Consider the following 10928-nt stretch of genomic DNA (forward strand, 5'->3'; position numbering starts at 1 on the left):
TTGCGTGCCGCCTCGCGCTTCGCCAGAACGCGCGCCAGCAAATAAGAAAGAACCGCCTGCAATGACCATCACCCCGGTCGATTTCGCCAGCCTGCTCTGTTCGCGCCTGTGCCACGACCTGCTCTCGCCGGTTGGAGCGCTCAACAACGGGCTTGAACTGCTCGCCGACGAGCACGACCCGGAAATGCGCGCGCGGTGCCTCGATCTGCTCAACGAAAGCGCCAGGGCGTCGGCGAACAAGCTCAAATTCTTCCGCCTCGCCTTCGGCGCCGCCGGCGGGTTCGGCGAGACGGTCGACACGCGCGAAGCGCGCGCAGCGATCGAGGGGCTGTTCGGCGAGGGCGGTAAGGTCACGATCGGCTGGATGGTGGATGAAGGCGCACTGCCCAAGCCGGCGATCAAGGTGCTGCTCAACCTCGCGCTGATCGCGGGCGACGCGCTGGTCCGCGGCGGGCAGCTCGACATCGACGCGGAGGCCAATGGCGACAAGGTCGAGATCGTGGTGCGTGCGGAAGGGCCGCGGCTGGTACTCGACCAGGAATTGCGCACGACCCTGATGGGAGAGTTGGGCGACGACGCGGTCACGCCGCGCGGTGCCGCCGCCTATCTGGTCCATTCGCTGGTCGCCGCCGGAAACGGCAGCGTCCAGATTTCAGATCCCGACGCGCCTATCCTCCTGTTCGGCGTGACAATTCACGCCGGGTAAAGCCCTCCTTAACCAATCGTCGGCCAAGGTCCGCCCAGCGCTTAGCCCCGGGGACCCATGGACGACCTGCTCCAGGAATTCATTGCCGAAACGCGCGAGACGCTCGAGGCGCTCTCGGGTGAAATCGTCGCGTGGGAAATTCAGCCCGAGGACCGTGCGCGGCTCGATGCCATTTTTCGCTTCGTTCATACGGTAAAGGGCAGCTGCGGCTTCCTCGACCTGCCGCGTCTGGCGCGGCTGAGCCACGCCGCCGAGGATGTGCTCGCGGCGGTGCGCGCGGGTGATCGCAAGCCCGACGCGCCGTTGGTCTCTGCCGTCCTAGCAATCGTCGACCGCATCGGTGAGATCGTCGAGGCGATCGATGTCGGGGTGGCGCTGCCCGATAGCGGCGAGGACATGCTGATCGCGGCGCTCGATGCCGGGGCCGAAGCCGCCGCGCCGGCTGCGCAACAGGCGCCGACCAACCAGCGCGTGTCGCAACGCAGCGTGCGGCTTTCCACCGAATTGCTCGACCGCATGATGAGCGGCATGTCCGACATGGTGCTGGCGCGCAACGAACTCGCGCGACGGATGCGCGACCAGCAAGCCGATCCCGCGATCGAGGCGGCGCTCGACCGCCTGTCGCTGACCGTCGCCGAAATGCGCGACACCGTCACGCGGACGCGCATGCAGAAGGTCGACGCGCTGTTCTCTGCGCTGCCGCGCATGGTGCGCGACACCGCCGCCGAGGTCGGCAAATCGGTGCAACTCGTCATCGAGGGCGCCGACGTCGAACTCGACCGCGAGATGATCGAGATGATGCGCGACCCGCTGGTCCACATCGTCCGCAACTCGATCGACCACGGCATCGAAACCAGCGAAGATCGCCGCGCCGCAGGCAAGCGCGAAGTCGGCCGGCTGGTCGTCTGCGCGCGCCAGTCGGGCAACCAGATTATCATCGAAATCGCCGACGACGGACGCGGGATCGACACCGACCGGCTCGTCCAGAAACTGACCGCTTCAGGCCAGTCGCGCGGGCGCGATTTGTCGGCGCTGAGCGAGCGCGCCAAGCTCGATTTGATCTTCGAACCCGGCCTGTCGACCAAGGACGAGGTCACCGCGATTTCGGGCCGCGGCGTCGGGATGGACGTGGTGCGCGCCAATATCGAGCAGATCGGCGGGCGGATCGAACTGGTCAACGCGCTCGGCCGGGGCCTGCGCATCTTGATCCACGTGCCGCTGACCTTGTCGATCATTCCGGCGATCGTCATCGGCATTGCCGGGCAACGTTTCGCCGTGACCCGCCAGGCGATCGAAGAAATCGTTCATGTCGGCGGCGACACAATCCGGATCGACCGCCTTGGCGATACCGCTACCGCGACGGTGCGCGACCGCCGCATGCCTTTGGTCGATCTCGGCGCGCTGCTGGGCTTGTGCGCGGCCAATTCGACGACGGTCGATATGCTGGCGATCATCAGCGCGAGCGGCGGCAGTTTCGCGGTCGCGGTCGATTCGGTGCTCGATCACGAAGAGCTCGTCATCAAGCCCGCCGCGCCGGCGGTGATGGCAGCGGGTATCTATGCCGGCCAGACCTTGCCCGACAGCGGATCGCCGATGCTGCTGCTCGATTGCGCGGGGATCGCGGCGGAGGCCGGGATCAATTTCACGCGCGATGCCGTGGTCGAGGACGACGAGCCCGAGGAAACCGCCGCGCCGACGGTCGACGCGCTGCTGTTCGAGGATCTCGACGGCCGCCGCCGTGCCGTCCCGCTGGCGATCATCGACCGGGTCGAGACGGTGCCTGCCGACGCCGCGCGCTTTACCGGCGGGCGGATGCGGTTGCTGGTCGATGGGCGGATCATCCCGCTCGCGGCGCTGGGCGAAACCGCCGGGCGGTCCGAGCTGGCGGTGCTGCGGATCAAGGACGGCGACGCCGAGGTTGCGTACGCGATCGCCGAGCCGGTCGATATCGTCGCGATCCCGGCGGACATCATTCCTTCCGCACAGGCGGGCCCGATCCTAGGCGTCGTTACGATCGGCGACGAGCAGATCGAATTGCTCGACCCGCAATGGCTGCTCGGCCCCGACACCGGTGATTCGGTTCAGCCCGGCGCGCCTTTGTGCCTGATCGACGGCGAATCGGATGCCTGGATCGCCACCTTTCTCAAGCCGGTGCTCGAGGCCGCCGGCTATCGCGTCGCGACCAAGGCCGACGACGGCGAGCAGCCGGTTGTGATCCTGAGCGCCGACGCGGGCGCAAGCCGCGATGGCCGGACGCTGCACCTGAGCAATGACCGCCGCGATATCGGGTCCGCCGACCGCGTCTATCGCTACGACCGCGCCGGATTGCTGGCGGCGGTCGCCAAACGCGTGGAGGCAGCATGACCGAACAGCTTTTCCTGATCGCGCACATCGCCGGGCGCGGCGTCGCGATCGATTCGGCGCAAGTCGAATCGGTGGTCGATATCGGTCACGTCACCCCGACCCCGCGAGTCGCCCGGCACATCCGCGGGCTTGCCGCGTTGCGCAGCCGAGTCGTCACGGTAATCGACACGCACGCAGCGCTCGGCATGCCGCCGCTCGGCATCGCCGGATCGCGCGCGGTCATCACGGTGATCGACGGGCATCATTATGCGGTGCTGGTCGATTCGCTGGAGGATGTCGCGCCGTTCGTGTCCTCGCCATTGCCCTCGGGCATTGCGCTCGACGGGGGGTGGCGTGAGGCGGGCTGCGGCCAGATCGAGCGCGACGGCGAGCCGATCCTCGCGATCGACCTGACCGCGCTGATTCACGGCCCGTCGGTCGATTCGGTGGCGGTCAATTAACTCGCCACTCACAGTTTGCCGCTAAATCCTTGGTAGGGGCCAAGTAACAGGGTGTTTCGGTCATGAAGACGTGTCTGGTTGTCGACGATTCCAAGGTGATCCGTAAGGTCGCCCGCCATATTCTCGAGACGCTCGATTTCGAGGTGAGCGAAGCCGCTGACGGGCGCGAGGCGCTCGACAGCTGCATGGCGAACGTACCCGACGTGATCCTGCTCGACTGGAACATGCCGGTGATGAGCGGAATGGATTTTCTGCGCGCGCTGCGCGACACGGCGCTCGCCAGCCGCCCTAAGGTGGTGTTCTGCACGACCGAGAACGGCATGGCCTATATCCGCGCCGCGATCGAAGCGGGCGCCGACGAATATGTCATGAAGCCGTTCGATCGCGAGACGCTGGAAAGTAAGCTCCAAATCGTCGGTATGGCTTGATTTCGGCCCAGTAGCGGCTTTGCCGAGATGGCCGTGCCGGTCCCAGACAGCGAAGAATTCGACGCCCCGCCGTCGGTCCTGATCGTCGACGATTCGGTTGTCGCGCGGGCCGTGATGGCGCGCGCGATCGACGGTGCCGGGCGGTTCATCGTCGCGGGGGCGGTTCAAGACGCGTACGCAGCACAGGCGTTCCTCGCCAAGCACCGAGTCGACGTGATCGTGCTCGACATCGAAATGCCGGGGATCGACGGGCTGACCGCCTTGCCGGACCTGCTCGCCGCGAGCCGCGGCGCACGCGTGCTAATTGTGTCATCGGCCTGTGCGGATGGCGCCGCGACCACGGTTCAGGCGCTGGCGCTCGGCGCCGCCGATACGCTGGTCAAGCCCGACGTCGGCGCGTTCGCGGGCCGCTTCGCCGACCTGCTCAACGAAAAGATCGAGCGGCTGGTCGAGCCCGACGCGGTGGTTGCGCCGCGCACGCCTGCGGCGAGCATCGCGCCCGGCGACGATTTCGACATCGTCGCGATCGGCGCCTCGACCGGGGGCATCCACGCGCTCAGCCTGTTACTGCGGTCGTTGCCGGTAGAGTTCCGGTTGCCGGTGCTGATCACGCAGCATTTGCCCGACTCGTTCATGCCGTATTTCGCGGCGCAAGTGGCGGTGCTCGCCGGGCGCCCGTGCGAAGTCGCCGAGGATCACGCGCGAATTCGCCCCGGCCGCATCCTGATCGCCCCTGGGCGCGCGCACATGCGTTGCGTGTCGATGGGAGACGGCGCCGCGGTGCGGCTATCGACCATGCCCGCGCCGAGCGGCTGTGTGCCGTCCGTCGATCCGATGCTCGAATCGGTCGCCGAAACCTATGGCGCACGTGCACTCGGCGTTGTGCTGAGCGGGATGGGCCGCGACGGCGCGATCGGCGCCGCCGCGCTCGCCAGTACAGGCGGCAGTGTCGTCGTGCAGGATCGTGCATCGTCGGTGATCTGGGGCATGCCCGGCGCGGTTGTGGCGGGCGGCATCGCCGACGCGATCCTGCCGCCCGATGAAATCGGCCAGCTCATCGCGCGGCGGCGGCGTCCCGTATGTTGAACCCTTGCCCCACCGGCCCGATCGCCGAATTCGCCGCGTTGCTGGAGGCGCGCACCGGTCAGCAGATCGATGCCAACCGCCGCTGGCGGATAGAAACCGCGCTCAAACCCTCGATGCGCGACACCGGGCACGAGTCGCTCGACAGCATGGCCGCCGCGATCAAGGCCGATCGCACCGGCGCGCTGGCCAACCGCGTGGTCGACGAATTGCTCAACCAGGAGAGCTCGTTCTTCCGCGACGCACCGGTGTTCGACCTGATCGCGAACGTCATTGCAGCCGTACCGGCCACGCGCCGTCCGCGGATTTGGTCGGCGGGTTGCTCGACTGGGCAGGAACCGCTCAGCCTGGCGATGCTGTTCGCCGAAAAGCTCGACGAGCAGATGCCCGAAATCGTCGCGACCGATGTGTCGGCCTCGGCGCTGGATCGCGCCAAGGCGGGGCGCTTTACGCAATTCGAAATCCAGCGCGGGCTGCCGATCCGGCGCATGATGCAATGGTTCGACACCGTCGATGGCGATTGGATCGCCAACCCCGGCCTGACCCGGATGGTGTCGTTCCGTCGCATGAACCTGGTCGCCGATCCGTTGCCGATCGGGCGGTTGGTCGTGATCCTGTGCCGCAACGTCCTGCTGTATTTCTCGCTCGATTTGCGCCGCAAGGTGCTCGAGCGGCTGGCGCAGGTGCTGCGGCCAGAGGGGTTGCTGGTGCTGGGCGCGGGCGAGACGGTGATCGGCCAGACCGACGCGTTCAAGCCGAGCCAGCGCTATCGCGGACTGTACGAGCCGACTTGGCCCGCCGCTGCCGCGGCCTGAGGTTTACATTCCGGCTCGAACGCCGCAATTCTGAGGGCGTGAGCATCGTCGATACCCCGTCGCCCAATTTCAACGAGCGGCAACTGCCGGTCACGATGATCGTGCTCCATTACACCGGCATGGAAAGCGCCGAGGCCGCGCTCCAGCGGTTGACCGACCCGGCCGCCGAAGTGTCAGCGCATTACCTGATCGACGAGGACGGCACCGTTCATCGGCTGGTAGCCGAGGAAAAACGCGCGTGGCATGCCGGCGCGGCGCACTGGCGCGGGATCACCGACGTCAATTCGGCTTCGATCGGGATCGAACTGGTCAATCCGGGCCACGAATTCGGCTATCGCGACTTCGCGCCCGCGCAGATCGACGCGCTGCTCCCGCTGCTGGCGGACATCAAGCAGCGGCACGGCATAACCCGCGGCAATATCGTCGGCCATTCGGATATTTCCCCGACCCGCAAGCAGGACCCGGGCGAGCTGTTCCCGTGGTGGAAGCTCGCCAAGGTCCGCCTCGCGATGCCGCGTCCGACCAAGAACCTGATGGACCCGCTGTGGAGCGACGCCGGTTTCCTGCTCGCGCTCGAACGCTTCGGCTACGAGGTCACCGACAAGCTCGCCGCAGTCGTCGCGTTCCAGCGCCGTTTCCGCCCCGAACTGATCGACGGCGAGATCGACGGCGAATGCCGCAGCCTGCTCCTCGCTCTGCTGCTTCCCAAACCGCAAGGCGACGAGTAAGGCCGATCCGCCAGAGGGTCGGGCGGCCGCGGGTGCGCAAGCACGCGAGGAAAGTCCGGGCTCCGCGAAACGACGGTGGCGGGTAACGCCCGCCGGGGGTGACCCCAGGGAAAGTGCCACAGAGAGCAGGTCGCCGGGTTCGCCCGGTAAGAGTGAAAGGGTGCGGTAAGAGCGCACCGCGTGGCCGGTAACGGTCGCGGCATGGCAAACCCCACCGGGAGCAAGACCGAATAGGGGCGGCATATGGGCTTCGTTTCAGCTCGTCGTCCGGGTTGGTTGCTTGAGGCGGCGCGCAAGCGTCGCCCTAGAGGAATGGTCGCCGCTCCTTCGGGAGTACAGAACCCGGCTTACAGACCCTCTGGCATTTTTCTCTTTCCGTCATCCCCGCGAAAGCGGGGACCCAGCTTTCTTGAACCGCATGAGGAAAGAAGCTGGGTTCCCGCTTTCGCGGGGATGACGGTCGGGAGATGTGGCGTTTCTTTCCCGGCGCCCCTAAGTGCCCCCGCATGGCGCGCGCGACACGGACCGATAATTGGGGTTTCCCCCGCTGGGGCGGCTACGGCTCGTCGCGCGAGGCGACGACGGTGCGGCTGTGCGACCGTCATGGCTGCACCGAAAAGGGCGATTGCCCCGCGCCCAAATCGCCCAACAGCCCCGAACGCTGGTATTTCTGCCAGGAGCATGCCGGCGAGTATAATCGCGGCTGGAATTACTTCGAAGGGCTGACCGCCGAGGAAGCCGCTGAGCGCGAAGCGGCCGAAACCCGCACTGCCGAAGGCTATACCGCATCGAAGCATAATGCCTGGGCCGGGCCGGGGGATGGCAGTCGGTCGCGCGACGAAATGCGCGCGCTCGACCTGTTCGACCTCGAACCCGATTGCAGTTTCGACCAGGTCCGCACGGCGTGGCGCAAGATGGCCAAGGAAAACCATCCCGACCTGCGCCCCGGCGACGCCGAAGCGGCAAAGCGCTTCCAGGCGATCCAGGCGGCGTATGATGTGCTGCGCGTCGCGGAAGAAGAACGCGAGTGGAAGCCGACCGCCTAGCCGTCTAACTGGCGCGCCGCGCCAGCATCGCGAGATAGGCGTCGATCACGGCTTCGTTGACGGGGTCCCATTCATAGACCTTGGCGGCCTCGTGCCCGGCGCGGCCTGCAGCCAGCCGCAGCGCATCGTCCTGCGCCAGCCGCCCGATCGCGTCGGCATAGGCGCCAACGTCGCGCGGCGGCACCAGGAACCCGGTGACTCCATCCTGCACCAGGTCGACCGCGCCGGTCGCGATCGCCGCGACCACGGGCACGCCCGCCGCCATCGCCTCCGCCGTCACGTTGCCGAACGTCTCGGTCACGCTGGGGTTGAAGAACACGTCCATCGACGCGACCGCGCGGCCCAGTGCGTCGCCGCTCTGGAAACCGGTGAACACCGCTTCCGGAACCTGGCTGGCGAACCATCCGCGTGCTGGGCCTTCGCCGATCACCATCACGCGGTGGCGGATGCCGCGCGCCTTCAGCGCCGCGATTACCTCGGCGAAGATGTCGAGGCCCTTTTCGAGCACCAGCCGGCCGAGAAAGCCGATCGCGACTTCGTCGTCGGCGATCCCCAGCGACTGCCGCCACTCCAGGCTGCGCGCCTGCGGATTGAACCGGTCGTGATCGACCCCGCGCGACCAGATGCTGATCGGCGTGGTCACGCCCCAGCTGCGCAGCAACTCGCCCGACGACGGCGCGGGCACGACGATCTGCTCGGCGCGATTATAGAAGCGCGTCGCGAGCTTGATCACCAACGGTACGACGAACCCGATATGGTAATAAGGCGGGTAGGTTTCGAAGCGCGTGTGCATCGAAATGAACGTGGGCAGCCCCTGCTTGCGCGCCCAGGTCAGCGCGCGGTGGCCGAGAATGTCGGGCGCTGACAGATGGACGATATTGGGCGCGAACGCCTCGACATCGCGGCGGATTTTGGCCGGAAAGCCGCGCGCCAGCTTGAACTCGTCGCGCCCGCCCGGCATCGCCACCGCGGGCACGCTGACCAGGTCGCCGACCGGGGGGAAGGCCGGGGTGTCGGTCGTAGGCGAATAGACGCGCACCTTGACCCCGCGCGCGAGCAAATGCCCGACGAGCTTGTTCAGAGCCTGATTCGCGCCGTCCCGGACATAATTGTAATTGCCCGAGAACAGCGCGACGCGAAGATCGCCCGGTTCCATTCGCCGCCCATAGCGGGATGAATGGGGCTTGCCTATCTAAGCCGTACGACAAGACGCGGAGATAGTGATGGCGGACCTTTCGGACTTCAAGATCACTGGCAAATGGCCGGCGGAAAATCCTGATATCATTCAGCTTTACGGTTTGCCCACGCCCAACGGCGTGAAGGTGTCGATCATGCTCGAGGAAACGGGGCTGCCGTACGAGGCGCATCTGGTCGATTTCGCCAAGGACGACCAGAAGTCGCCCGAATTCCTCAGCCTCAACCCCAACGGCAAAATCCCGGCGATCATCGACCCCAACGGCCCGGACGGCCAGCCGATTGGCTTGTTCGAAAGCGGCGCGATTCTCCTATACCTCGCCGACAAGACGGGGAAGTTCATCCCCGCCGATCCTGCCGCGCGCTGGGAAACGATCGCGTGGCTGATGTGGCAGATGGGCGGGCTGGGGCCGATGTTCGGGCAGCTCGGCTTCTTCAACAAGTTCGCCGGGAAGGAGTGGGAGGATAAGCGCCCGCGCGACCGCTATGTCGAGGAGAGCAAGCGGTTGCTCGGTGTGCTCGACGCGCGGCTCGATGGGCGGACGTGGATCATGGGCGATGAGTATACGATCGCCGATATCGCGACGTTGGGTTGGGTGCGGAATTTGATCGGGTTTTACGAGGCGCGGGAGATTGTCGGGTTCGACGGTTTCCAGAACGTCGCGGCCTGGCTGGATCGCGGGCTGGCGCGGCCGGCGGTGCAGAAGGGGCTAACGATTCCGGCGCGGGCAAGCTAGGGTATCGGGGGCTGAGGGAAAAATGTCGTGTGGATTGTGCTGGCAGTATTGGGGCAGGCCGCGACGATTTTGGCGACTCCGCTGAGCGATTGGCAGAATGACCCAGTTACCGGCGCTTCGTGTAGTGCAACGCGCCGATACGACGTGCAGGGATCGCCAGTCGAAATCTCCATAAAACGGGCTTTTTCAAGTGCTAATCCTGCCGGAATAATATTGAAGTTCGAACGACGCGGCGCTGTAAACAACGGTACCGACCGGCAGGGCAATCAAAGCGTCGCAATCAATCCTGAGCCGACGATTACGTTCGCACCCTCGGGCTTGATGCTGGACCTCCTCTACAGGGGGACGATCAGCTCGGGCTATGTCGCGGATTTGCCGACCGCGCGATATGTCGAGTTCACCCGTAGCACTACGGTCACGGTGGATAGCGGCGATGGTAGTTCGTTCAGCTTGCCGCTTGGTTCGCCCGAATCGGTTGCGCGGTCGCTCGACGCTTGCCGATCGCGCCGAATTGCCGATTGGGGTTTGGACGAAAAGCAAGTGATAGCCCTTCTCGCGAAAACAACTCAGAGTTGGTTCGCCGACGTGCGATACCCGCCCGCCGCAAAACGCAGCGGCGTACAGGGAGTGGCGGTGATGATCGTATCTGCCGGTTCAAACGGGAAGGTGTCGTGTCGTGTCGTGCAAAGCGCCGGGGCACCTGACCTCGATGAAGCCTCGTGTGCCGCCGTTGTAAAACGCGGTTCTTTTCCCCCGACCAAAATCTCCACGACGCGGTATACCGTGGTCTCGCTGCGATGGGCGCTGGACAATTGAAGCCTAAGCTTTTTGTTCCCTTAACGTTCCAAGTCGTCTAAACCCTCTCATATGGCCAAACCGCAAAAACGCTACGTCTGCCAATCGTGCGGCTCGGTCGGGTCGCGGTGGCAGGGGCAATGCGTCGATTGCAGTGAGTGGAACACGCTGGTCGAAGAGGTCGGCGGCAACGTCACGCCGTTTCAGGCCAAGCATAATCTGCAATCCGGCGGGCGATCGATCCAGCTGATCGGGCTCGATGCCGAAGTGACCTTGCCAGAACGCATGGCGACCGGGATCGCCGAGCTCGACCGTGCGATGGGGGGCGGGTTCGTCGAATCGTCCGCCACGCTGATCGGGGGCGATCCGGGGATCGGGAAGTCGACCTTGCTGCTCCAGGCGGCCGCCGAACTCGCGCGGCGCGGGCAGCGCGTGGTGTATGTGTCGGGCGAGGAAGCCGCCGATCAGGTGCGGCTGCGCGCGCGACGGCTCGGGCTGGGCGATGCGCACGTTGAGCTCGCCGCGGCGACATCGACTCGCGATATCCTGACGACCTTGGGGCAGGGGCAGCCGCCCGCGATGCTGGTGATCG

12 protein-coding genes and 1 other RNA gene are annotated in these 10928 nt (G+C 65.9%); 12 read left to right on the forward strand and 1 reads right to left on the reverse strand.

Translation table 11 applies throughout. The features are described 5' to 3' along the window. Window positions 1-61: 61 nt before the first annotated feature. From JWM94_RS05215 to JWM94_RS05255, 9 genes are all read left to right on the forward strand, one after another. Window positions 62-706, forward strand: coding sequence for a histidine phosphotransferase family protein (locus JWM94_RS05215; RefSeq protein ID WP_299422799.1), 645 nt, complete (start codon window positions 62-64; stop codon window positions 704-706). A 57-nt stretch (window positions 707-763) separates the two neighbouring features. Next, entirely contained in the window at window positions 764-3070 is a 2307-nt protein-coding gene (locus JWM94_RS05220; protein WP_299422803.1) for a chemotaxis protein CheW, read from the forward strand. Further along, complete coding sequence (locus JWM94_RS05225; protein WP_299422806.1) at window positions 3067-3510, forward strand: chemotaxis protein CheW; 444 nt, start codon at window positions 3067-3069, stop codon at window positions 3508-3510. The genes JWM94_RS05220 and JWM94_RS05225 overlap by 4 nt, the downstream gene beginning before the upstream one ends. A gap of 62 nt (window positions 3511-3572) precedes the next feature. After that, complete coding sequence (locus JWM94_RS05230) at window positions 3573-3938, forward strand: response regulator (protein ID WP_299422811.1); 366 nt, start codon at window positions 3573-3575, stop codon at window positions 3936-3938. Window positions 3939-3965: 27 nt separating this feature from the next. Continuing rightward, entirely contained in the window at window positions 3966-5024 is a 1059-nt protein-coding gene (locus tag JWM94_RS05235) for a chemotaxis protein CheB (RefSeq protein WP_299422816.1), read from the forward strand. Further along, complete coding sequence (locus tag JWM94_RS05240; protein ID WP_299422821.1) at window positions 5018-5836, forward strand: protein-glutamate O-methyltransferase CheR; 819 nt, start codon at window positions 5018-5020, stop codon at window positions 5834-5836. The genes JWM94_RS05235 and JWM94_RS05240 overlap by 7 nt, the downstream gene beginning before the upstream one ends. Window positions 5837-5874: 38 nt before the next feature. After that, entirely contained in the window at window positions 5875-6564 is a 690-nt protein-coding gene (locus JWM94_RS05245) for an N-acetylmuramoyl-L-alanine amidase (RefSeq protein WP_299422826.1), read from the forward strand. 10 nt (window positions 6565-6574) lie between these two features. Further along, window positions 6575-6930, forward strand: an RNA gene (gene rnpB, locus JWM94_RS05250) — RNase P RNA component class A. 140 nt (window positions 6931-7070) lie between these two features. Next, a complete protein-coding gene (locus JWM94_RS05255) occupies window positions 7071-7610 on the forward strand; it encodes a J domain-containing protein (RefSeq protein WP_299422829.1) in 540 nt (179 codons plus the stop codon). Between the two features lie 4 nt (window positions 7611-7614). Here JWM94_RS05255 and JWM94_RS05260 read toward each other — a convergent pair whose 3' ends face one another. Beyond that, window positions 7615-8766, reverse strand: coding sequence for a glycosyltransferase family 1 protein (locus tag JWM94_RS05260; protein WP_299422832.1), 1152 nt, complete (start codon window positions 8764-8766; stop codon window positions 7615-7617). A 67-nt stretch (window positions 8767-8833) separates the two neighbouring features. Here JWM94_RS05260 and JWM94_RS05265 point away from each other — a divergent pair, with 67 nt between their 5' ends. The 3 genes from JWM94_RS05265 to JWM94_RS05275 all read left to right on the forward strand — a co-directional run. After that, window positions 8834-9541 carry a glutathione S-transferase N-terminal domain-containing protein gene (locus tag JWM94_RS05265; RefSeq protein WP_299422835.1) on the forward strand — a complete coding sequence of 236 codons (708 nt, stop codon included), beginning with the start codon at window positions 8834-8836 and terminating at the stop codon, window positions 9539-9541. A 27-nt stretch (window positions 9542-9568) separates the two neighbouring features. Beyond that, window positions 9569-10357, forward strand: a complete 789-nt coding sequence (locus JWM94_RS05270; RefSeq protein ID WP_299422838.1) for an energy transducer TonB — start codon at window positions 9569-9571, stop codon at window positions 10355-10357. A 51-nt stretch (window positions 10358-10408) separates the two neighbouring features. Further along, window positions 10409-10928: ATPase domain-containing protein (locus JWM94_RS05275; protein ID WP_299422842.1), on the forward strand; the 520-nt coding region annotated here is incomplete at its 3' end.

Source organism: Sphingomonas bacterium, assembly GCF_028289855.1.
Classification (GTDB): domain Bacteria; phylum Pseudomonadota; class Alphaproteobacteria; order Sphingomonadales; family Sphingomonadaceae; genus Sphingomonas.

Bases quoted from the DNA above. Each gene is read 5' to 3' on its own strand.
- JWM94_RS05215 (WP_299422799.1), top strand. From the start codon at position 62: ATGACCATCACCCCGGTCGATTTCGCCAGCCTGCTCTGTTCGCGCCTG.
- JWM94_RS05220 (WP_299422803.1), top strand. From the start codon at position 764: ATGGACGACCTGCTCCAGGAATTCATTGCCGAAACGCGCGAGACGCTC.
- JWM94_RS05225 (WP_299422806.1), top strand. From the start codon at position 3,067: ATGACCGAACAGCTTTTCCTGATCGCGCACATCGCCGGGCGCGGCGTC.
- JWM94_RS05230 (WP_299422811.1), top strand. From the start codon at position 3,573: ATGAAGACGTGTCTGGTTGTCGACGATTCCAAGGTGATCCGTAAGGTC.
- JWM94_RS05235 (WP_299422816.1), top strand. From the start codon at position 3,966: ATGGCCGTGCCGGTCCCAGACAGCGAAGAATTCGACGCCCCGCCGTCG.
- JWM94_RS05240 (WP_299422821.1), top strand. From the start codon at position 5,018: ATGTTGAACCCTTGCCCCACCGGCCCGATCGCCGAATTCGCCGCGTTG.
- JWM94_RS05255 (WP_299422829.1), top strand. From the start codon at position 7,071: ATGGCGCGCGCGACACGGACCGATAATTGGGGTTTCCCCCGCTGGGGC.
- JWM94_RS05260 (WP_299422832.1), bottom strand. From the start codon at position 8,766: ATGGAACCGGGCGATCTTCGCGTCGCGCTGTTCTCGGGCAATTACAAT.
- JWM94_RS05265 (WP_299422835.1), top strand. From the start codon at position 8,834: ATGGCGGACCTTTCGGACTTCAAGATCACTGGCAAATGGCCGGCGGAA.